This is a genomic window from Stenotrophomonas sp. STK17_22 (assembly GCF_051983905.1).
GTDB classification, from domain to species: domain Bacteria; phylum Pseudomonadota; class Gammaproteobacteria; order Xanthomonadales; family Xanthomonadaceae; genus Stenotrophomonas; species Stenotrophomonas maltophilia_A.
In genome coordinates this window covers 3,687,922-3,709,912 of record NZ_CP197010.1, presented here as the reverse complement: position 1 = coordinate 3,709,912, position 21,991 = coordinate 3,687,922, and the positions used below count along the sequence as shown (strand labels likewise).

20 protein-coding genes are annotated in these 21,991 nt (G+C 67.1%); 10 read left to right on the top strand and 10 right to left on the bottom strand.

What is annotated here, in order from left to right; all coding sequences use genetic code 11:
* Positions 1-33 precede the first annotated feature (33 nt).
* On the top strand, positions 34-1,401 hold the full coding sequence (gene pmbA / locus ACSYS9_RS17405; protein ID WP_071228716.1) for a metalloprotease PmbA: 1,368 nt from the start codon (positions 34-36) through the stop codon (positions 1,399-1,401).
* 87 nt (positions 1,402-1,488) lie between these two features.
* A complete protein-coding gene (locus ACSYS9_RS17400; protein ID WP_071228717.1) occupies positions 1,489-1,860 on the top strand; it encodes a DUF4870 domain-containing protein in 372 nt (123 codons plus the stop codon).
* Positions 1,861-1,972: 112 nt separating this feature from the next.
* On the opposite strand, the gene ACSYS9_RS17395 is transcribed toward ACSYS9_RS17400, so the two are convergent.
* From ACSYS9_RS17395 to ACSYS9_RS17375, 5 genes are all read right to left on the bottom strand, one after another.
* On the bottom strand, positions 1,973-2,851 hold the full coding sequence (locus ACSYS9_RS17395) for a polyprenyl synthetase family protein (protein WP_049462723.1): 879 nt from the start codon (positions 2,849-2,851) through the stop codon (positions 1,973-1,975).
* Positions 2,841-3,101 carry an exodeoxyribonuclease VII small subunit gene (locus ACSYS9_RS17390; RefSeq protein ID WP_005410522.1) on the bottom strand — a complete coding sequence of 87 codons (261 nt, stop codon included), beginning with the start codon at positions 3,099-3,101 and terminating at the stop codon, positions 2,841-2,843. Before ACSYS9_RS17390 ends, ACSYS9_RS17395 begins: the two co-directional genes overlap by 11 nt.
* Positions 3,102-3,137: 36 nt before the next feature.
* Entirely contained in the window at positions 3,138-4,424 is a 1,287-nt protein-coding gene (gene tilS, locus ACSYS9_RS17385) for a tRNA lysidine(34) synthetase TilS (protein WP_177179517.1), read from the bottom strand.
* Positions 4,425-5,134: 710 nt separating this feature from the next.
* Positions 5,135-5,680, bottom strand: a complete 546-nt coding sequence (locus ACSYS9_RS17380; protein ID WP_071228718.1) for a WG repeat-containing protein — start codon at positions 5,678-5,680, stop codon at positions 5,135-5,137.
* Entirely contained in the window at positions 5,677-7,383 is a 1,707-nt protein-coding gene (locus ACSYS9_RS17375; protein WP_032128997.1) for an alkaline phosphatase, read from the bottom strand. Before ACSYS9_RS17375 ends, ACSYS9_RS17380 begins: the two co-directional genes overlap by 4 nt.
* 154 nt (positions 7,384-7,537) lie before the next feature.
* Here ACSYS9_RS17375 and ACSYS9_RS17370 point away from each other — a divergent pair, with 154 nt between their 5' ends.
* Positions 7,538-8,872 carry a dicarboxylate/amino acid:cation symporter gene (locus ACSYS9_RS17370; RefSeq protein WP_046988032.1) on the top strand — a complete coding sequence of 445 codons (1,335 nt, stop codon included), beginning with the start codon at positions 7,538-7,540 and terminating at the stop codon, positions 8,870-8,872.
* A 256-nt stretch (positions 8,873-9,128) separates the two neighbouring features.
* Here ACSYS9_RS17370 and ACSYS9_RS17365 read toward each other — a convergent pair whose 3' ends face one another.
* Together ACSYS9_RS17365 and ACSYS9_RS17360 are read right to left on the bottom strand one after the other, a co-directional pair.
* Complete coding sequence (locus tag ACSYS9_RS17365) at positions 9,129-9,902, bottom strand: C40 family peptidase (protein ID WP_005414115.1); 774 nt, start codon at positions 9,900-9,902, stop codon at positions 9,129-9,131.
* A 131-nt stretch (positions 9,903-10,033) separates the two neighbouring features.
* Positions 10,034-10,612 (bottom strand): C40 family peptidase, encoded by a 579-nt coding sequence (locus ACSYS9_RS17360; protein WP_065428014.1) that lies wholly within the window; start codon positions 10,610-10,612, stop codon positions 10,034-10,036.
* A gap of 73 nt (positions 10,613-10,685) precedes the next feature.
* On the opposite strand from ACSYS9_RS17360, the gene ACSYS9_RS17355 reads away from it, so the two are divergent.
* From ACSYS9_RS17355 to ACSYS9_RS17325, 7 genes are all read left to right on the top strand, one after another.
* Positions 10,686-11,168, top strand: coding sequence for an FKBP-type peptidyl-prolyl cis-trans isomerase (locus ACSYS9_RS17355; protein WP_049398704.1), 483 nt, complete (start codon positions 10,686-10,688; stop codon positions 11,166-11,168).
* Positions 11,169-11,267: 99 nt separating this feature from the next.
* On the top strand, positions 11,268-12,512 hold the full coding sequence (locus ACSYS9_RS17350) for a DUF418 domain-containing protein (protein WP_071228776.1): 1,245 nt from the start codon (positions 11,268-11,270) through the stop codon (positions 12,510-12,512).
* Between the two features lie 3 nt (positions 12,513-12,515).
* Positions 12,516-13,766: an NAD(P)/FAD-dependent oxidoreductase gene (locus ACSYS9_RS17345; RefSeq protein ID WP_071228719.1), complete on the top strand. Its 1,251-nt coding sequence runs from the start codon at positions 12,516-12,518 to the stop codon at positions 13,764-13,766.
* Positions 13,763-15,121: a glutathione-disulfide reductase gene (gene gorA / locus ACSYS9_RS17340; RefSeq protein ID WP_071228720.1), complete on the top strand. Its 1,359-nt coding sequence runs from the start codon at positions 13,763-13,765 to the stop codon at positions 15,119-15,121. The genes ACSYS9_RS17345 and gorA overlap by 4 nt, the downstream gene beginning before the upstream one ends.
* A 188-nt stretch (positions 15,122-15,309) precedes the next feature.
* Positions 15,310-16,230: a DMT family transporter gene (locus ACSYS9_RS17335; RefSeq protein ID WP_071228721.1), complete on the top strand. Its 921-nt coding sequence runs from the start codon at positions 15,310-15,312 to the stop codon at positions 16,228-16,230.
* Entirely contained in the window at positions 16,137-16,565 is a 429-nt protein-coding gene (locus ACSYS9_RS17330; RefSeq protein ID WP_423173770.1) for an MGMT family protein, read from the top strand. Before ACSYS9_RS17335 ends, ACSYS9_RS17330 begins: the two co-directional genes overlap by 94 nt.
* A gap of 93 nt (positions 16,566-16,658) precedes the next feature.
* Positions 16,659-17,333, top strand: coding sequence for a rhomboid family intramembrane serine protease (locus ACSYS9_RS17325; RefSeq protein ID WP_071228722.1), 675 nt, complete (start codon positions 16,659-16,661; stop codon positions 17,331-17,333).
* Positions 17,334-17,609: 276 nt separating this feature from the next.
* On the opposite strand, the gene ACSYS9_RS17320 is transcribed toward ACSYS9_RS17325, so the two are convergent.
* The 3 genes from ACSYS9_RS17320 to ACSYS9_RS17310 all read right to left on the bottom strand — a co-directional run bounded on the left by ACSYS9_RS17320 (position 17,610) and on the right by ACSYS9_RS17310 (position 21,898).
* Positions 17,610-19,193, bottom strand: coding sequence for a phytoene desaturase family protein (locus tag ACSYS9_RS17320; protein ID WP_071228777.1), 1,584 nt, complete (start codon positions 19,191-19,193; stop codon positions 17,610-17,612).
* Positions 19,194-19,270: 77 nt separating this feature from the next.
* Positions 19,271-19,765: a VOC family protein gene (locus ACSYS9_RS17315; protein WP_032128230.1), complete on the bottom strand. Its 495-nt coding sequence runs from the start codon at positions 19,763-19,765 to the stop codon at positions 19,271-19,273.
* A gap of 126 nt (positions 19,766-19,891) precedes the next feature.
* A complete protein-coding gene (locus tag ACSYS9_RS17310; RefSeq protein ID WP_049460715.1) occupies positions 19,892-21,898 on the bottom strand; it encodes a M13 family metallopeptidase in 2,007 nt (668 codons plus the stop codon).
* Positions 21,899-21,991 lie beyond the last annotated feature (93 nt).

Below are 21,991 nucleotides of genomic sequence, written 5' to 3'. Positions count from 1 at the left end.
TGATGCCGGGCCCAACCCGTACAGGATAAAGCATTGAACGTGATCGCCCCTGAAGTCGCTGTCGGCGACGACAGCCTGGCCCGGCTGGAACGGCTGGCCGACCTCTCCCAGCAGCTGCTCGACCGCGCCCGTGCGCTGGGCGCCAGCCAGGCCGAGGTCAGCTGCAGCGAGGATCGTGGCCTGGAGGTCAATGTCCGCCTTGGCGAGGTGGAGACCGTGCAGTCCACCCGTGACCGCGGTATCGCCGTCACCGTCTATTTCGGCCAACGCAAGGGCAGCGCCAGCACCGGCGACCTGAACGAGGCCAGCCTTGCCGCTACGGTCGAGCAGGCCTGTGCAATCGCCCGGCACACCGAAGATGACCCGGCTGCCGGCCTGGCCGAGGCCGCACTGATGGCCACCGATTTCCCGGATCTGGATGCCTGGCACCCCTGGGCGCTGCAGGCCGACGAGGCGGTGGACCTGGCCCTGGCCTGCGAGAACGCAGGCCGTGAGGCCGATGCGCAGATCCGTAATTCCGACGGCGCCTCGGTTTCGAGCATGCAGAGCCTGTCGGTGTACGCCAATTCGCATGGCTTTTTCGGCCGTGAGCGTGGCACCCATCATTCGGTGGGCTGTGCGCTGATCGCCGGCCAGGGCGATGGCATGCAGCGCGATGGCTGGTACACCAGCGCGCTGGCCCGCGAGGATCTGGAAGACGTGGGCCTGGTCGGTCGTCGTGCTGCCGAGCGCACCGTCGCCCGCCTGCAGCCTCGTTCGATGGCCACCGGCAGCATGCCGGTGCTGTTCGCCCCGGAAGTAGCGCGCAGCCTGGTTGGCCACCTGCTGTCGGCGGTGTCCGGCGGTGCGCTGTACCGCCAGGCCAGCTTCCTGCTGAACAGCGTTGGCCAGCAGCTGTTCCCGGACTGGATGCAGATCGAGGAACTGCCCCACCTGCGCCGTGGCCTGCGCTCGGCCGCCTTCGACGGTGACGGCGTGGCCACGCGTGCTTCGGCCCTGGTCCGTGACGGCGTGCTGCAGCGCTATGTGCTGGGCAGCTACTCGGCACGCAAGCTGGGCCTGCAGACCACCGCCAATGCCGGTGGCGTGCACAACCTGCAGCTGGCCGCCAACGCGGGCTCCCTGCAGGACATCGCCCGGCAGATGGGCGATGGCCTGCTGGTGACCGAATTGATGGGGCAGGGCGTGAACGGGGTGACCGGCGACTACTCGCGCGGTGCCGGCGGCTTCCGCGTCGAGAATGGTGAGATCCAGTTCCCGGTGGATGGCGTCACCATCGCCGGCAACCTGCGCGAGATGTTCAGCAGCATCGAAGCGGTCGGCAGTGACGTCGACCCGCGCTCGCACATCCGGACCGGTTCGATCCTGCTGGGGCGGATGACCATCGCCGGTAATGATTGATGGCGTCGATGGCGTAAGCTATGCCCGCCTGACGCAACCAGCTTGGTGCTGGTGGGTCAAGACCACCCAATGAAAAGGAGTTTTGTCGTGAGCGAATTCGATAACGTCCCGCCGCCGCCGGCCACCACCGACGTGCCGGCCGACCAGCGCACCATGGCCCTGGCCGCGCACCTGCTGGGCATTTTCACCTGGTTCATCGGTCCGCTGATCATCTGGTTGATCAACAAGGACGACGCCAGCAAGGCTTTCGTGACCGACCAGGCCAAGGAAGCGCTGAACTTCCAGATCACCATCACCATCGCGATGCTGATCTGCATCGTGCTGACCATCGTGATCATCGGCGGCATCCTGGCCCCGATCGTCGGCATCCTGAACTTGGTGTTCTGCATCATTGCAGCGGTCAAGGCCAACAACGGTGAAGCGTACCGCTACCCGTTCGCGCTGCGCCTGGTCAAGTAAAACCAGCTGCATGCGGAACTGAAAACGCCCGGCATTGCCGGGCGTTTTTGCTTGACGGTAGCGCCGGGCCATGCCCGGCGAGCGCGCAGCGCGGCAGCATCACCACCAGCGATCAATGATCGCGTTCGACCGCCAGCGTCGCCAGCGCACGCAGTGCATCAGCCTCTTCGCCGTACCCGGCCAGGATCGCCTGCATGCGTGCCGCGAGTTCGTGCAGCTGGGCCTTCGCCCCGTCCAGGCCGAGCAGGGCGGGGAAGGTGCTCTTGTCCTGCGCCTGGTCCTTGCCGGCGGTCTTGCCCAGCTGCTCGGAACTGGCCTCGACATCGAGGATGTCATCGCGTACCTGGAAGGCCAGGCCGAGTGCGTCGGCGAAGCTGTCCAGCTGGGCCAGCTGAGGTTCGTGGGCCTGGCCGCACAGCGCGCCCATGCGCACCGCCGCACGGATCAGCGCGCCGGTCTTCAGGGCATGCATGCGGGTCAATGCCGCCAGCGTCTGCTGCTGGCCGGTGGCATCGATATCCAGCGCCTGGCCGCCGCACATGCCAGCGGCGCCGGACGCGTGGGCCAGGGTCTGCAGGCAGGCCACGCGCAGCGTGGCCGGCAGCGGTGCATCGGCCAGCAGGCCGAAGGCACGGGTCTGAAGCGCGTCGCCTGCCAGAATCGCGGTGGCTTCATCGAAGGCGATGTGGGTGGTCGGCTTGCCGCGACGCAGCGCGTCGTCATCCATCGCCGGCAGGTCGTCATGCACCAGCGAGTAGGCGTGGATGAGTTCGACGGACATGGCGGCCGCATCCAGGCTTTCCGGCTGCGCACCGAACAGGTGGCCACTGGCGTAGACCAGCAGCGGGCGCATGCGTTTGCCACCGCCCAGCACCGAATAGCGCATGGCCTGGTGCAGGCGCTGCGGCGCTTCGGCAGGCGAGGGCAGCGCGGCGTCGAGCTGGCTTTCGATACGGTCGCGCCAGCGCGCGAACAGAACCTCAGCCGTCATGGCTGGGCGGATCGAAAGGCTCGGATGCTTCCGGCTGCGCCGGATCGCTGAGCAGGCGCACGCGCAGCTCGGCCTGCTCCAGCGCCTGCTGGCACTGGCGATACAGACCGACGCCACGTTCGTAAGCACTGAGCGAAGCTTCCAGGCTCAGCTCGCCGGTTTCCATCTGCTCCACCAGCTGCTCCAGCGATTCGAGCGACTGCTCGAACTGGGCGACCGGGGAGGCGTTTTCGGGGGACTTCTTGGCCATGCGGCAAGTGTGGACGGGCCGCGCGCGGGGGTCAATTCACCAGCCGCCCGGGCGCCACTGCAACTGTGCGCCATGCGCCTGCAACCAGGCCTGCAGCGGTGCGGCGATGACCACGTCGGCGGCGGCCAGCAACTGCGGGCCATCAAAGATCAGCGGCAGCTGCGCGCGTCGCCAGGGGGCGAGGTGTTCGCGTTGCAGGCAGTCCTTCAACGCGTGCGAATGCTGGCGACCGGGCAGCAGAATGCGCTCACCGCCCACGCGTGCACGGACCTGCAGCGGGCGTTCGAAGGCCGGGGTGCCCTGCAGGCGCAGCTGTCCGCCATCGGGCAGTGCCAGCGGTGCGCGTCCATCCCATTCGGCCTGCCACTCGGGGGGAAGCGCAGGCAGCCGGGCCGGCAGCAGATAAGCGTGGTCGCGCCATTGCTGGATCGCGTGATCGTGCCAACTCACCCGGGCCTGGCGATCGTTGTCGGCCGGCAGCAGCTCGTCCAGCGCCTGCTGCAGCACGGTGGCCGGCAGCGGTGCCGCGTCGTGGCCGGCCACCCAGGCACGCAGCACGCGTGCGGCACGGCCCGTTGAGACCTGGCGAAGCAGCTGCAGCGACAGCACGCGTGGAGCGACTTCCAGGTGTGCGATCAGCTCGGCGTCTTCCTCGTCAAGCAGTTCGCGGGTCTGCCCGCAGTGCGTTGCGCTGCCCGCCATCGCCGCAGCGGCATGCGGCCAGCGCTGGCGCAACAGTGGCAGTACCTGCAGGCGCAGGAAGTTGCGATCGGCGTGGTCGTCGGCGTTGCTGGGGTCTTCGATCCAGTGCAGTGCATGCTGGCGGGCGTAGTCGAGGAGTGCACTGCGTGGCACTGCCAGCAGCGGTCGCCATAGAGGCTTTTCGCCAAGGCGGCTGTGCGTGGACATCGCTGCCAGGCCATCGACGCCGGAAGCGCGCAGGGCGCGCAACAGGAAGGTCTCGGCCTGGTCGTCCTGGTGCTGTGCCAGCGCCAGGGTTTCGCCGTCGCGCAGTTCGGCCGCGAACGCGGCGCGTCGTGCCAGTCGCGCGGCACCCTCGGTGCCCAGGCCTGTGCCGTTCTCGACCTGCACGCGGTGCACGGCCAGTTCGATGCCCCAGGCGTCGCATTGCTGCTGGCAGTGCAGCACCCAGTCATCTGCATCGGGCTGCAGCCCGTGGTGCACGTGCACCGCGCGCAGCGCCGTGCCGGAAGCTTGCGCGCAGCGCCACAGCCAATGCAGCAGCACGGTGGAGTCGACACCACCGCTGTAGCCCACCAGCAGCGGCGCATCCAGCGGAACGAGGGCAGGAAATTCAGTCACGGCGGCAAGTATAGGGTTGGTCGGCAGGGCTGCGCCCTGCACCCGCAGACGCGCAAGCAACGGCAACGGCCGAAGCAACAGCAGAAGCGGGTTTCCTGAGGGTTGGCGGGGGGGGGCGGTTGCGGGGGCCGCTGCAAGTCCCCCTCCGGGGCCCGGCCCAGCCGCTGGCGGCTGTGCGTTCGGGCGCTTGCGAAGCCGTGCTTCGCAAGCAAAGCGCCCTCACCCATGTAAGCTCGGTCGCCGCTTGCTCGTGTGCGCTGTCCTGCGCACACGGCAAGACCGGGGTTGGGCGTCCTGCCCAACCCGCCCGAGGCATGCCTCGGGCCCATGCGGCTCACGCCCCCGCAACCGGACCCACCCCGGCTTCGACAGAATGCCGCGATCTGCCAGAACGGCGTCGTGCACCGCTTTGGTAGGTGTCGACCTTGGTCGACACAGTAGATCCACGCCACGCGTGGATGACTCATTCGATATCTGACAGATGTGTCGACCAAGGTCGACACCTACCAACAGCCGCGGAGATCTGTCAGAGGCGGGGCACTGTGGGTTTGCGGGGTGTGAGCCGCATGGATGCGGCGATCAAGGCTACATGGACGTACTTGCGCCGTCCTCGCAAACCCACAGTGCCCCGCCATCCCACGGAATGCACGCTGTTGCTTCGGCCGTTGCCGTTGCGTCTGCAGGTGCAGGGCGCAGCCCTGCCGAAAACCCTACTTTACCCGACGGCCCGAACGGTCGATGCGGAACCGCTCTCCGCCTTCCATCGGCGTGTGGCCATCGGCATCCGGCGTGCCGCGCCGGCAGCCATTGCAGACTTCGGCCACGCCATCCTGGAACGGCCAACCGAAATCGAAGGTGCCGGGCACCACCTGACGGAACTTCAGATCGAAGTAGGCCACGCGGTTGCCGACGCGGGCGCGCAGCAGGCCTTCCTGCGGTGTTTCCGGACCGTTGTCCCAGGTCAGTACCGGCAGGCTGCGGCCCTTGCGGTTGACGTAGTGGAAGCCCTGGTCGGCGTACACCACGGCCAGACCATGGTCGTCGTAATTCAGGTCCTTCAAGGTGTCGGCACTGATCTTCGGCCGGTGATCGACCACTTCGCAGTTGGGCAGCGGCCACAACCCGTGTTCGTCGGTCAGCAGCTTGCACGCCGATGTCTGTGCCGCTGCATTGGCACTGACCAGCACGCCAAGCAGGACCAGCGACCGCGCGAAGCGGCCGCTGGCAGGAGCAGGGTAGGCCTGCCTCACGATCACTTGGCCTCGGCCTTGCGCTCGAATGCGGTCGGCGCCGGCAGCTGCACCGGCACGCCCTTGTCATCGCAGGTGCCGGCCTGGCACAGGCGTTCGCGCAGGGCCGGGGTGGCCTGCACGATCATGTGGTAGATCGCGTTCTGTTCCAGCGTGCCGCGGATCGCCTTGCTGCCCGGGCCGCGTGCCCAGATACCGACGTCTTCGCCGCCGTGCGACTCGGACTTCATCGGCACCAGTGCTTCCTGCATGTAGTCCGGATGCTCGGTGTCGACCTCGCGCAGGTTCGGGCGGCCGTTGGCCGGTTCGAAGCTGCTCGGGTTGTGCGGGTAACGCTTCGGACCGGCCGGCTGCTGGTTGCTGCTGCCGGTATGGCCCGGGCCGTTGGCGTAGCTCAGGGTGGTGTACGGCTGGCCGGTGCCGTCCAGCGCGTAGTCGAGCTTGCCAGCGCCATCTTCGCCGCCCTTGTCCTTCACCTTGCCCAGGATCGGGTTGCCGCGCGCCGGGTAGCCGACGAAGTTCAGGGTGTGCGAGTGGTCGGCGGTGACGATGATCAGGGTATCGTCGGCCGAGGTCAGTTCGTTGGCCACGCGCACCGCGTCGGACAGGGCCACGGTCTCGGTCAGCGCACGGTAGGCGTTGCCGCTGTGGTTGGCGTGGTCGATGCGCGCGCCTTCGATCATCAGCACGTAGCCTTCCTGGTGCTTGGCCAGGTTCTTGATGGCTGCCGCCGTCAGTTCGGCCAGGCTCGGCTCACCGCCCGGATCCTGCGGGCGCTCGTACTCGTAGCGCATGTGGTCCGGCTCGAACAGGCCAAGAATGGCCGGAGCGTTGGCGGCGGCGGCCAGCTGCTTGCTGTTCCACACATAGGCACCCTGCGGGTGCGCCTGCTGCCATTCCTGCACCAGGCTGCGGCCATCCAGGCGCTGGCCGACCTTGTCGTCGTATTCCGGATCGCGTTCTTCCACGGTGGTGAATTCACCGCGACCGCCGCCGAGGGCGACCAGCGGGCCACGGCCATAGCGCGAGGTGGACAACAGCTGCTGGGCGATGTCCTTGCAGCCGGCGGCCTTCGCGGCTTCGGTCAGGTCGGTGTCGTTTTCCCAGTTGCGCTCGGGCGAGTGCGCGTAGGTGGCGGCCGGAGTGGCATGGGTCAGGCGTGCGGTGGACACCACACCGGTGGCCAGGCCGGCGCTGTCGGCCAGCTGCAGCCAGGTCAGCAGGCCCTTGGACAGGCTGTCGGCGCAGTCGGTGCGGCTGCCGGCGCTGACGCCGATCGCGCCCATGTGGGTCTTCACGCCGGTGGTGATGGCGGTCATGGTGCCAGCCGAATCCGGGGTCTGCGAATCGGTGTTGTAGGTCTTGCTGAACGCCGTGGCCGGGAAGCGCTCCCAGGACAGCAGGTTCTCTTCACCCGAGCCGCCCTTCTGCTGGCCTTCGTAGATGCGCGAGGCGGCCACCGTGGTCAGGCTCATGCCGTCGCCGAGGAACAGGATGACGTTCTTGGCCTTGCCGGACATCGCGCCGTTGGCGGCGGCCTGGGCGGCGCCGCTGCGGTACCACCACTGCGGGGTCTCGCCGGCCGGATGGGCAACGGGGTCGACGGCGACCTTCAGGCCGGCCGGGGCGGACGCGGGGGTGGTGCTGGCGCAGGCGCCCAGCAGCAGGGTGGTGGCGCAGGCGGCCAACAGGGAGACGGAACGGCGCATGGACGCTGGGATCTCACAAACTGTAACGGGACGTTCATTATGCCCGCCCTCGCAAGGCACGCCGATGACACACTGATTTGCCGGCCGGGCGGTCGTTCCGCGGGCCGCCTTGGGCTATCGTGCCAGCATCCCTTCCTTCCCCTCTGGATTGCCTATGAAGCTGGTCTCTGCCTGGCTGCGGATTCCATTCTGGCAGCGCGTGGTCGGTGGCTTCGTGCTCGGCGCGCTGGCCGGCTGGGCGCTCGGCCCGGCCGCGGAAACGTGGTTCGGCCCGCTCGGCGAGCTGTACGTCACCCTGATCAAGATGATCGCCGTGCCGCTGGTGTTCTTCGCGGTCATCAACGCAATCTCGTCGCTGCACGGCCAGAAGTCGGTCGCCGCGCTCAGTGGCCGCACCTTCCTGTGGTTCGTGATCACCGCCGCGTTGGCGGTGTGCGTCGGCCTGGGCGTGGGTACCGTGCTGCAGCCCGGCGCCGGTGGCCTGCAGCTGTCGATGGCCAGCAACTACGTGCCGCGCGAAGTGCCCAGCGTGGTGCAGGTGCTGCTGGACGTGGTGCCGGCCAATGTCTTCTACGCGCTGTCCGGCATCGGCACCAAGGTCAATGCGGCCGGTGAAACCGTGCTGGCTGCCGGTCGCGGCTCGATCCTGCCAGTGATCTTCTTCGCTGGCCTGGTGGGCTTTGCCATCGTCAAGCTGGGCGAGAAGGTGACCGAGGCGCGCAAGCTGGTCGGGCAGATGAGCGACATCATGATCCAGGTGACCCGCTTCGTGCTGGAAGTCACCCCGATCGGCACCTTCGGCCTGATTGCTGGCCTGGTCGGCAGCTACGGTTTCGAGAAGCTGCTGCCGCTGGGGCATTTCGTGCTGGCGCTGTACGTGGCCTGCGCCCTGCACATCGTGGTGGTCTACAGCGCACTGCTGCTGGCACACGGCCTGAACCCGTTGAAGTTCTTCCGTGGCGCGGCGCCGGGCATGCAGGTCGCCTTCGTCAGCTCGTCCAGCTTCGCAGCGATGCCGGTGGCGCTGCGCTCGATCACCCACAACCTGGGCGTGAACAAGGACTACGGTTCGTTCGCGGTGCCGCTGGGCGCCAGCATCAAGATGGATGGCTGCGGCGCGATCTATCCGGCGCTGTGCGCGGTGTTCATCGCGCAGTACAGCGGTGTGCCGCTGACCCCGGAACAGTACGTGGTGGTGCTGATCGCCTCGGTGCTGGGCAGCTTCGGTACCGCCGGCGTGCCCGGTACCGCGGTGATCATGGCCACGGTGGTGCTGAGCGCAGCCAACCTGCCGCTGGAGACCATCGGTTACCTGTATGCCATCGACCGCATCCTGGACATGATGCGCACGATGACCAATGTGACGGGCCAGATGCTGGTGCCGGTGATCGTGGCCAAGGAAACCGGGCTGCTCGACCAGGCGGTGTATGACAACCCGTCCAGCAATGTGGGTGTGGACGATCCGGACCCGACACCGCCACGCGGCTGAGGTTGCGTGGAGATGAAAGGCCCGCCCTGACCGGCGGGCTTTTTGTTTTGGAGCTGACTGGCGCGGTGCCGATCAGGGTAGGTCCCCGGTAGATCCACGCCATGCGTGGATGGCCGCAGTGCCGACCAACGGTCGGCACCCACTGGGGCAGGTGGCGCAGTGCCGGCCAAGGTCGGCACCCAGTGGGGGCGCAAACAAAAAAGCCGCTGCAGGGCAGCGGCTTTCTCGTGTCAGGCGGCGCGGTGGCGCCAGCGGGTCAGAGATCGACCCGGCGGGCCTGCATGAACTTGTTGCCCCAGTAGCCGCTGAGCAGGGTGTCCACGCGGACGTCCTTGCCGGAGCTCGGTGCGTGCAGGAAGCGGCCATCGCCAACATAGATGCCGACGTGGTCGACGCGGCCCTTGCGGCCGAAGAACACCAGGTCACCGGCAGCCAGCGCGGTGCGATCATTGATCAGTTCGGCGTTGTCATCGTGTGCCATCTCGCGCGACACGCGCGGCAGCTCGATGCCCAGGGCCGAGCGGAACACGTAACCGACCAGGCCGCTGCAGTCGAAACCGCTGTCCGGGTTGCTGCCACCCCAACGATACGGGGTGCCCAGCAGGGTCATCGCGCGGCGCAGCAGCGATTGCACCTTGCCGTTGTCGGCGGCGGTGCCGACAACGCTGCCATTGGCGGCGCTGCTGGTGTCGTAGTTGGCGAGCAGGCGGCTGAGATCACCGGCCACCACGGCCGAGCGGTCCATCAGCGGAATGGTGTCGTTGGCAGCCAGGTGCGGCAGCAGGGCGGCCAGCGTGGCGCTGGCGGCGGCATCGACGCGGCTGCGCTGCGGAGCGGCAGCCTCGGCCTTGGCGGCCGGTCGGGCGGTGCTCTCGGCCACCGGGGCCGGGGTCACATCGGAACGGTTCGGAGCAGTCTGCGACCAGGCCGGAAGGCTGGTCAGACACAGTGCCAGGCCAAGCAACAGCGGGCGGGCACTACGTGAAGATACGGAAGTCTGGCCTTCGCTTTTCAGGTCGTCAGTCGTCACGCGTCGGTCACAGGAAAAAAACGATGGGGCATCATGCCCTGTAAAAGCGGCAATAAGTTAAAAATTCCGTTAGTAAATCGTTAGTTGCACGGTGATGTGCGTCACAATTTTGAACATATCGCCTGTTCATTTTAGCGAAGGACACGTTTCGCCCCGGTGTAGTGGTCCTTCCAGTACGGACCGCTGAGCGAGTCCAGCCGGACCGTGCCACCGGTGCTCGGCGCGTGCACGAAGCGCCCTTCACCCACATAAATGCCGACATGGGTGACGCTGCCGCGGCTGCCGAAGAACACCAGGTCGCCGGTGGCCAGGCGCTGCGGGTCGATCTTCGGGCCCTGTACCGCCGCCAGGTCGCGCGAGGTGCGCGGCAGTTTCAGGTCCAGCATCTCGCGGTAGACGTAGGCCACCAGGCCGCTGCAGTCGAAGCCGGAGTCGGGGGTATTGCCGCCATAGCGATAGGGGGTGCCGACCAGGCTGATGGCGCGCATCAGCACCGAGTTGGCCGCCTCGGGATTGTCCGGCACGGTCTTCGGCCAGTTCGCGGTCGGCGGGGGCGGCGCGGGTCGGGTGGCCTTGCCGCCGCCGCAGGCGGTCATCAGCACGGGCAGGGCCAGCAGCAGGGCCGGGGCGAGGAGCCGGCGCAGGCCGGACGAAACTGGCGTGATGTGCATGATCTCCGGATAATGCGCCACCTTAGGATTGGCCGTCATGATGGCGGCGTCCCCGCCGGGCGACAACCCGCCCCAACCCGCCTGCCTCCGGCAGATCCAGACAGAGTTGCGCATGAAGATCGAAAAAGACCGCGTTGTCCGCTTCCACTACACCGTTTCCGAAGTCGGCCAGGAGCCGATCGAATCGTCCAAGGACCGCGGCGAGCCGCTGGCGATCCTGATCGGCCACGGCAACATCATTCCGGGCCTGGAAAACGCCATGATGGACAAGGAAGCCGGCGCGACCTTCAGCGTCGACGTCAACGCTGCCGATGCCTACGGCGAGCGTCGTGAGGGCCTGTCCCAGCGCGTGCCGAAGAAGCACTTCGGCAACACCAAGCTGGCTCCGGGCCAGCAGGTTGTGCTGCAGACCAACTTCGGCCCGCGTGCGGTGACCGTGCAGAAGGTCGGCATGAGCGTCGTCGACGTCGACCTGAACCATCCGATGGCCGGCAAGGACCTGCACTTCGACGTGGAAATCGTCGATGTGCGCGAAGCCGGCAAGGAAGAAATCGACCACGGCCACGTCCACGGCGACGGCGGTCACCAGCACTGATCGCAGCGCGATTGTGATGGCAGCAACGGCCCGCTTCGGCGGGCCGTTGCGTTTGTGGAACACGGCGCGGCCATCCATGGCGCGCAGGCCGGCGGCATAATGGTGGACCTGCCCGACGGACGCCCTGTGAACGCCGCTTCTCCTTCCCTGCAGCCGGTGGCTTCCGGCGAACGCATCGCCGTGCTTGACGTGCTGCGCGGTGCTGCGCTGCTGGGCATCCTGCTGATGAACATCGAGGCCTTCAGCGGGCCGCTGGACCTGGCGTTCACCGGCATCGACGTGCATTGGCAGGGCATCGACTACTGGGCCGATGCCTTTGTCTACGTGTTCGTGCAGGGCAAGTTCTTCACCCTGTTCTCGTTGCTGTTCGGTGCCGGCTTCGCGGTGATGGCGCAGCGCGCTGAGGCCGCCGGGCGCGACTTCACCCCGTTCTACCTGCGCCGCAGCGCTGGCTTGCTGCTGATCGGTCTGTGCCATGCACTGCTGGTCTGGTCCGGCGACATTCTGGTGATGTATGCACTGATCTCGTTGCCGCTGCTGGCCTGCCGCGAGGCGCCACGCAGCTGGCTGCCGTGGATGGGGTTGATGGTCTACCTCGGCGGTGTGGCGATGATGCTGCTGGTCGGCGCGATGGTGTCGATGGCTTCGGCCGAAGATGTGCAGGGCATGCTTGCTGAGGCGCAGCGGAGCATCGAGCTGCAACGGCAGGTGTACGGGCAGGGCAGCTGGGCGCAGGCCAATGTGCAGCGCCTGAGTGAGTTCGGTACGTCCATGGGGGCGCTGCTGATCACCGGCCCGGAAGTGCTGGGCATGTTCCTGATCGGCAGCTGGTTCGCCGGCAGTGGCGCGCTGGCGACGCCGGAGCGCTTCCCGCGCCTGTACGCGTCGCTGCGCTGGATCGCACTGCCGCTGGGCCTGCTGGTCACGCTGCTGGGGGTTGCCTGGAAACCCTACCTGGCACCCGGTGCGTACAACCTGCCGGTGACGGCGGCGATGGCCATGGTCACGGTTGGCGGGCTGCCGATGTGCCTGGGCTACCTGGCGTGGATCGTGCACTGGCGCATGCGATTGGCCTGGCTGGCGCCGGTGGGGCGCATGGCGCTGACCCATTACCTGGCGCAGTCGCTGGTCTGCACGCTGCTTTTCTATCACTACGGACTGGGATGGTTCGAGATGATGCCGCGCAGCGTACAGCTGCTGTTCGCGCTGCTGTTGTTTGCACTGCAGGTGACCCTTTCGCAGGCCTGGTTGCGCCGCTTCCGCTTCGGGCCCATGGAATGGCTGTGGCGTGCGATGACCTACCGGCAGTGGCCGCCGATGCGGCGCGGGGCCGGGCAGGGCTGATCGATGCAGGGCGCGCGCGAGGATGTGATCGTGGTCGGCGCCGGTGCCATTGGACTGGCCGTCGCGCTCGCGCTGCGCGCACAGGGCCGACAGGTACGCGTGATCGACCGTGGGCGTGTCGGCGGCGCGACCTCGCATGGCAACTGCGGCACCATCACCCCCAGCCACGCGCCGCCGCTGCCAGCGCCTGGTGTACCGTTGCGCGCGCTGCGCTGGATGCTCGATCCGCGTGCACCGTTGTACGTACGTACGCGCCTGGACCCTGCATTGTGGCGCTGGCTGCTGCAGTTCGGCGCGCGCTGCAACGCACGTGACTGGCTGCACGCCACGCGGGCACGCGGCGCACTGTTGAATGATTCACGGCTGCGCCTGGCCCACTGGGTGCAGACGCATGCGCTGGACTGCGAATTCGATACCCGCGGTCTGGACTACGTGTTTGGCGATGCCCGCAATTTCGATCACCACGCCGCTGAGTGTGAGGCACTGAACGCGCAGGGCATCGCCACGGCGCGCATCGACGGCGCCGACTATGCGCGCGACAATCCAGCTTTCCATGATCGCATTGCCGGCGCGATCCACTTCCCCGGCGATGCGCAGCTGCGTCCGGACCGCTACACCGCCGAACTGGCGCGCGTGCTGCGTGCACAGGGCGTGGTGATCGAGGAGCAGGCGGACATGCAGGATTTCAGCACCGACGCGCAGGGTGTGCGCGTGCACGTCGGCGAACGCACGCTGCACGCACGCGAGCTGGTGCTGGCCACCGGACCGTGGTCGCCGCGCTGGGCACGGCAACTGGATCTGCGCGTGCCGATCCAGCCCGGCAAGGGCTATTCGCTGACCTGGTCGCGACCGGTGCAGGTGCCGCAGCGCCCGGTGGTGCTGAAGGACCATTCCGTGTTCGTGATTGCTTGGCGCGAGGCGTTGCGACTGGGCGGCACCATGGAATTCGCCGGTGCCGAACCGCAGCTGCGCACGGCCCGCCTGCAGGCCCTGCAGCAGGCCGCCGACCACTACCTGCGCGCGCCACGCGGTGCGCAGCTGCAGGAGCAGTGGTGCGGGTGGCGCCCCATGAGCGTGGACGACGTGCCGTTGATCGGCCGCGCGCCTGCGCATCCTCACGTCTGGCTTGCAGCGGGGCATGGCATGCTCGGCATCAGCATGAGCGCCGGCACCGGCCAGCTGATCGCCGATCTCGTCTGCGGCCGCACGCCAGCGATCGATCCTGCCCCTTACCGACCCGAGCGATTCCGATGAGCACTGCATCCTTTGATTACGACCTGATCGTCCTTGGCGGCGGCTCCGCCGGCCTGGCCGGCGCGATCCGCGCCGCGCAGCATGGCAAGCGCGTGGCAATGCTGGAGCCCGGTGAGCTGGGCGGGACCTGCGTCAATGTCGGCTGCGTGCCGAAGAAGGCGATGTGGCTGGCGGCCGACCTGCACGAGCGTATCGGTCTGGCCAGTGCGATGGGCTTCGATGTAAAAGCGCGCCCGGCGCTTTCCTGGAAGGAACTGGTGATCCATCGCCAGGCCTACATCAGCAACATCCACACCAGCTACCACAAACGCCTGGATGAGACCGGCGTGGTGCGTATTCCGGCGCGTGGCCATCTGCTGGATGCGCACACCGTGGCCTGCAGCGATGGTGTGCGCTACAGCGCCGAGCACATCCTGATCGCAACCGGTGCGCACCCATTGCGGCCCGACATTCCCGGCGCCGAACTGGGCCTGGTCTCCGACGATTTCTTCGATCTGCGCGCGGCGCCTGCCGAAGTCGCGATCATCGGGGGTGGTTACATCGCGGTGGAACTGGCCGGCCTGCTGCAGGCGCTGGGCAGCCGCGTGAGCCTGCTGGTGCGCGGCAAGCGGCTGCTGGAGCGCTTCGACTACGAGCTGACCGATCAGTTGTCCGAGAACCTGAAACAGCAGGGCGTGCGCATCCATTTCGACTACCGCCTGCGTGAACTGCAGCGCGATGGCGAACGGGTGCGTGCATTCGGCCATGACGGCCCGCTCGACAGTGTGTTCGACGCGGTGTTCTTTGCTACCGGGCGTCGCGGCAACAGCCGTGATCTGGGCCTGGAAGCGCTCGGCATCTGCATCGGCGAGCACCAGCAGGTGCAGGTGGACGAATGGCAGACCACCAGCGTGCCGAGCGTGCACGCGGTGGGTGATATCGCCGGCAAAGTCGGCCTGACTCCGGTGGCGGTGGCGGCGTCACGGCGCCTGATGGATCGCCTGTTCGGTGGCCGCCCGCAGTCGAAGATGGATTACGAGAATGTGGCCAGCGTGGTGTTCTCGCACCCGCCGCTGGGTGCGGTGGGCATGAGCGAGGAAGAAGCGCGCGCGCGTTTCGACCAGGTGAGCGTTTACCACAGCCGTTTCCGACCGATGCTGCAGGCGCTGGCCAACGGTACACAGCGCAGCCTGTTCAAGATGGTCTGCGCCGGCCCGGAAGAACGCGTGGTGGGTATCCACCTGCTGGGCGAAGCGGCCGACGAGATCCTGCAGGGTTTCGCGGTGGCGGTGAAGATGGGCGCGACCAAGGCCCAGTTCGATGACACCGTGGCGATCCACCCGACCTCGGCTGAGGAAGTGGTGCTGATGCGCTGACCTGCGGTTGCTGCAGAGCCGAGCCCATGCTCGGCCGTCGCTCTTTGTAGAGTCGAGCCATGCTCGACTGCGGTGGAAAGACAGTCGAGCTTGGCTCGACTCTACAAGGCGGGCACCGGACGGCTCCGTGCGACAATGGGCGCCCCCACGCTTTCCCGGGCCGCTCCGAGCGGCCCGCCGTCGTCCTGATGTCCAATCCCGCTTCCCGTATCGCCACCGCCTCCCCACGCATTGCGCTGGGGGGTATCGGCCTGGCCGCGATCGGCGCCATCGCTGCTTCCGGCAAGGCGATCATCGTCAAGCTCGGCCTGCGTCACGGCGTGGATGCCACCACGCTGCTTGCCCTGCGCATGCTGATGGCGCTGCCGCTGTTCGTACTGATGGCGCTGTGGGCCGCGCGTCGGGCCGAACCACTGTCCTGGGCCGACCGAGCCCGTGTGCTGTGGCTGGGTTTCACCGGCTACTACCTGTCCAGCCTGCTCGACTTCCAGGGCCTGCAGTACATCAGCGTGACGCTGGAACGATTGATCCTGTACTTGAATCCGACCCTGGTGCTGCTGATCAACGTGCTGCTGGCGCGCCAGTGGCCGGGCCGATGGCAGATCGGCGCGCTGGTGCTGAGTTATCTGGGCGTGCTGCTGGCGTTCGGCCATGACCTGCAGCGCGAGGGTGGGCAGATCATCGTTGGCAGCCTGCTGGTGCTGGGCAGTGCGCTCAGCTATGCGCTGTACCTGTTCGGCAGCGGGCAGGTGGTCGCGCGTATCGGAGCGGTGCGGCTGACCGCTTACGCCAGCTGCGTGGCCAGCGTGCTGGTGCTGCTGCATTTCGCGGTGACCCATCCGCTGCCGTTGTTGTGGCAGGCACCGGCGCCGGTGCAGTGGTTGTCTCTGGCCAATGCCACCGTGTGCACGGTGCTGCCAGTGCTGGCGATCATGCTGGCGGTGCAGCGCGTGGGTTCGTCGCTGGCCGCGCAGGTCGGTATGCTGGGCCCTGTTTCCACCATCGTGATGAGCCTATGGCTGCTCGACGAACCGATGGGGCCGGCGCAGATCGCCGGCACCGTGCTGGTGCTGATCGGCGTTCTGCTGGTAACCCGCCTGCGGCGCTGACGCCTGAGCAGGCGCGCGCGCGCATCCTGGCGGTGATCCGCGCGATCCCGGCGGGGCAGGTGATGGGCTATGGGCAGGTGGCGCTGCGCGCGGGCCTGCCCGGGCGTGCGCGCCTGACCGCGCGCATCCTGGGCCAGAACGACGACCCGGACCTGCCCTGGCATCGCGTGCTGCGTTCAGATGGGCGCATTGCCATGGAGGAAGGTTCGGCTGGTTGGCGCGAGCAGTCACAGCGGTTGCGCGCCGAGGGCGTGCGGGTGGAGAACGGCCGGGTGCGGATGCCGGCGGCTGATCCGGCGGCAGCACTGGATGCCGCTGTGTGGGGTCCGGGCTGAGCACCGCTGGCGACTGAACAGGCCGCGCCTGCCGGTCGCCAACAAGACACGGTGCTGCGGCTATGATGGAGGCCGTTCCATGCCGGTGCTCCCATGTTCCCGCGACTGCCAACCGTCACCAAGGCCCTGCTGATCGCCAACGCGATCCTGTTCCTGCTGCAGCAGCCGTTCCTGCTCGGCATGCAGACCTTCGAGCCGTTCATGCTGCAGCCGTTGCAGCAGGGCTTCGATGCGTTCTCGCCGGGCGGCAATTTCCAGCCGTGGCAGCTGCTGACCTATGGCTTCCTGCATGGCAGCTTCGGCCATCTGTTCTTCAACATGCTGGCGGTCTTCATGTTCGGCGCGCCGCTGGAGCAGACCTGGGGCGAGAAGCGCTTCCTGCTCTATTACCTGGTGTGCGTGGCCGGTGCCGGTGTCTGCCAGCTGCTGGTGGGTACGCTGCTGGAAAACCCGGCCACGGTGCTGGGTGCTTCCGGTGGCGTGTTCGGCCTGCTGCTGGCCTACGGCATGCTGTTCCCCAGCCAGCGGGTGATGCTGCTGTTCCCGCCGATCCCGATGAAGGCGCGTACCTTCGTGATCCTGTTCGGCGTGGGCGAGCTGGTGCTGGGCATGACCGGCTGGCAGCCGGGCGTGGCCCACTTCGCACACCTCGGCGGCATGCTGTTCGGCTGGTTGCTGATCCGCTACTGGCGCGGACAATCGCCGTTCAACAAGCGCCGCCCGCCCGGCCCACCGAAGCGCCCCAACCATCTGCGCAGCGTCAAATGATCCGAAGGATCATTTGACGCTGTAGGTGCCAACCTAGGTTGGCACGCTTTGAATGGGATCATTTGACGCTGTAGGTGCCGACCGTTGGTCGGCACACCTTCTCCCACGCGGGTAGGTGCCAACCTTGGTTGGCGCGCTTTGAACGGGATCATTTGATGCTGTAGGTGCCGACCGTTGGTCGGCACGCTTTGCTGCCTCGTGCCAACCAAGGTTGGCACCTACCAACAGCAGATGATGCAGGCGACGGGGTACACGCGCCTCCACGATGGCGAGGCTCTACAGATCCTGCAACACCACCTGCGCGGCATTGTGCCCGGGCGCACCGGTGACGCCACCGCCGGGATGGGTGCCCGACCCACACAGATACAACCCCGGAAGGGCGCCGCGGTAGCCGGCCTGGCCGACCATCGGCCGTGCCGAGAACAACTGGTTGGCACTGAGCGCACCGTGGAAAATGTCGCCGCCGGCCAGGCCGAAGGTGCGTTCCAGATCCAGCGGCGACAGCACCTGCCGACCGAGCACGTTGCCGGCAAAGCCGGGCGCATACCGTTCGACGGTGGCAATCATCAGGTCCGCCACAGTCTCGCGGTGATCATCCCAGTTACGCCCGTCGGGCAGTACCGGCGCCACGTGCTGGCAGAACAGGCTGGCCACATGCTGCCCGCGCGGCGCCAGTGAATCATCCAGCGTGCTCGGAATCAGCATCTCTACGATCGGTTCGCGCGACCAGCCTTCGCGGCGCGCATCCAGCCAGGCGCGGTCCATGTAGTCCAGGCTGGGGGCCATGATGATGCCGGCGCTGAGGTGATCGCCGGGGCCGGGCAGGGCTCGGAAGTCCGGCAACCGCGACAGCGCCACGTTCATCCGGAAGGTGCCGGAACCGCAGCGCCAGTTCGTCATGCGTTCGCGTGTGGCAGCGGGTACCTGCGTTGGCTCCAGCAGCTGTTCGTACAGCAGCTTCGGATTGACGTTGGCCACCACCGCGCGTGCACGCAGGGTTTCGCCGTTGACCAGTTCCACCCCCACGGCGCGGCCTTGTTCGATCAGTACCTGTTGCACACCGGCATCCACGCGCAGTTCGGCCCCGGCCTCGCGCGCCGCGCTGGCGATGGCCTGGCTGATCGCGCCCATGCCGCCGATCGCGTGGCCCCACGCACCCTTTACGCCATTGCACTGGCCGAATACGTGGTGCAGCAGTACGTAGGCACTGCCCGCTGTATACGGGCTTGCGTAGTTGCCGACGATGCCATCAAAGCCGAACAGCGCCTTGATCGGCTCGCTCTCGAACCAACGGTCCAGGTACTCCGCCGCCGACAGCGTGAACAGGTCCAGCAGTTCCTGCCGCAGTGGCGCATCCAGCGCCGCCAGTTCGCGGCCGAGTTTCCCCATCTGCCATAGTGCGGGCAGCGCACGCCAACCGCCTGCTACACCCAGGTCGGGCGGCGCGCGCAGAGCCCATGCGCGCAGTACGTCGGCGAAGATTTCCAGGCGTGCCTCGTACGCGGGCAAGCGCTGCGCATCCCGCTCGGAGAACTTCGCCACCTCGGCCTGAGTGCGACCAGGAGCCGACAACAGATAGCGGTCGTCGGGCAATGGCAGGAAGTTGTTGGCCGGGCGCGCGACGATGCGCAGCCCATGCGCATGCAGCTGCAGGTCGTCGATCACCTTCGGCTGCAGCAGCGAGACCGTGTACGAGGCGACTGAGTTGCGGAAGCCGGGATGGAATTCCTCGGTGACCGCAGCGCCGCCAAGAACGCCGCGACGTTCCAGCACCAGCACCTTCTTTCCGGCACGCGCCAGATAGGCCGCGCAGACCAGGCCGTTGTGGCCACCGCCAACGATGATCGCATCCCAGGTCATCTGCACCTCGGAAAAAGGGGACGGAGGGGATTAAGTCGCAATTCGCATGGGGTCACCGGCAATGGGGAAAAAACGACTTAATCCCCTCCGTCCCCTTTTTTGATCGCTGCTTCGATGGTGGCGATGTCGATCTTCTTCATCGGCATCATCGCGTTGAATGCGCGCTTGGCCAGTGCCTTGTCCTGGCTGGTCACCGCTTCGATGAGCATGCGCGGGCTGATCTGCCAGGAGATGCCCCAGCGGTCCTTGCACCAGCCGCATTGGCTCTCCTGGCCACCGTTGCCGACGATCGCATTCCACAGGCGGTCGGTCTCGGCCTGGTCCTCGGTCTGGATCTGGAAGGAAAACGCTTCGCTGTGCTTGAACGCGGTGCCGCCGTTGAGGCCGACGCAGGGGATGCCGCAGACCGTGAATTCAACGGTCAGTACGTTGCCTTCCTTGCCGTCCGGATAGTCACCGGGGGCGTGATGCACGGCGGTCACCGCGCTGTCTGGCAGGATGCTGGCGTAGAAGGTGGCGGCCTCGAGTGCGCCGTTGTCATACCAGACACAGATCGTGTTCTTGTGTGCCATGTCGGGGCTCCACGTTGGACGAAGCCGCAGCGATAGCATGCGCGGTGTTAATCCGGGATCGTGCTGCACCTGCAAAAAAGGAGGGCGCCCGAAGGCGCCCTCTGCATTACCCGTGTGACAGCTGGATCAGCGCCAGACCTTGATCTGCTCGGCTTCACTGCGCTGCATCGGCTGGCCGGCCTTGCAGCTGAAGGTGGCGCCGAAGGCCGGCAGGTTGGCCAGCGTGCCGTTGCTGCGCCACAGGCCCGGTGCACGGATGTCGGCGGTCAGGCGGCGTACGGCCTCGTTCGGCGCCAGCTGCTGCGCCCACAGCGCAGACCAGGCGCGGAAGAAGCCCTGCTGCTGGGCCTGCTTGGCCTTCGGCTCCTGCGCGACATACGCCGCCCAGGCCAGTTCCAGACCGGCGATGTCGGCCAGGTTCTCCTCCTGGGTGAGCGTGCCGTTGACCTTGGCACCCTTCACGCCCGGGAAGTCGTAGGCGCTGTACTGCGCGGCTACGCGGTTACCGAGCAGGGTCCAGGCGGTCTTGTCGGCCGGGGTCCACCAGCTGCGCAGCTCGCCCTTGGCGTCGACCAGCGCGCCCTTGGCATCGATCGCGCGGGTCAGCTCATGGCCGACCAGGCCACCGAAGCTGCCGAACTTGTCGGCAGCGTCGGCCTTGGCGTTGAACACCGGGCCCTGCAGGATCGCGGCGGTGACGATCAGGCGGTTCTGGGCCAGATCGTAGGCCAGCGACGGCTGCTGCGGCAGCACGTCCCAGCGACGGTCGGCGTTGCCCTTGCCGATGCGCTTCATTTCCTCGCGATGGCGCCAGGTCGAAGCAATCAGCATGTTGCCACCGAACGAACCGCGGCCCATCGGCTGCACGCTGTAGTCGAGGTCGCGCAGCGGGGTGCCGATCTCGATCTTCAGCGCAGCCAGCTTGGCCTGCGCTTCGGCCTTGGCTTCGGTGCTCATCCAGCTGCTGTTCTTGACCGCTTCGATCTGCACTTCGCGCACCTTGTCGACGATCCACGCCGCCTGGCGACGATCTTCGGCGGACAGGTAACGGGCAGCGTATTCGCGACCGACCATCGGGCCAGCGGCTACGTTGATCGCCTCCAGCACGTCTTCCCAGCGCTGCGGCGGCAGGGTTTCGCCACGCAGCACGCGGCCGCGGAATTCGAACTCGGCATCGCGGTAGGCCTTGGACAGGTACGGTGCCATCGAGTCGCCCACGCGCCAGCGCAGGTAGGCCTTCCACTGGTCCGGCTTGAGCTTGGTGACCATGCCGTCGAGCTGCTTGAACAGGCCCGGGTCGGCCAGCGAGACCAAGTCGTCATCCACGCCCTGTGCCTTCAGGAAGGCATCCAGCTGCAGGTTGCGGTAGCGGCTGTTGAGCTCCTTGGTGGAGATCGGCGCGTAGTTGTTGAACGGGTTGTTGATGCCGGCCAGCGACTGCGCATTGCGTGCCAGCTCGGTTTCCAGCGCGATCACCGCCTGCGACTCGGCATCCAGCTTGGCCGCCGGGGTGCCGGTCAGTGCCAGGATCTGCTTGACGTAGTTGCGGTAGCGGCCCATCAGCGCCACGGTGTCGGCGTCGGTACGGGTATAGAACGCCGGATCCGGCAGGCCCATGCCGCCCTGCATGAAGTAGCCGATGTGACGGTCCAGCGCTTTCAGATCGACGTCGGGGCCGAAGTTGAATGCCACCGGGATGCCGACCTGGTGCAGTGCGGCGATCGAGGCCGGCACATCCTTGGCCTTCTTGATGGCGTTGATGCGGGTCAGCAGCGGGGCGATCGGGTTGGAGCCGTCTGCTTCCACGGCCGCTTCGTCCAGGCCACTGGCCCAGAAGTCACCCAGCAGCTTCTGCACGTTGCCCTGCGGCGCCTTCATCGCTGCGTCGAGCAGTTCACGCTGCTGCTGGCGGCTGCGGTCGACCAGCTGGCCCAGCGCGGTGGTGGCGCCGGTCTGCGGCACCGGGTTGGCCTTCAGCCAGCCGGCATTGGTGGCGTCGTAGAAGTCGCTGCACTGGGCACTGACAGCCGGGGCACGCGCGGCCTTTTTCTTGGCGGCGAAGGCATCGTGGGTCGGGACCAGAGTCGCCAGGCTGATGCCCAGGGCGATGGCAAGCGGACGGAAATTGGGCATGTGGAACGAATCCGTGATGGATTGAGGGCGCGCGCACTATAGCAAGCCGCGCATGGGCGCGGCATGCACGCATCACGGCGCATCCGCCGGGCA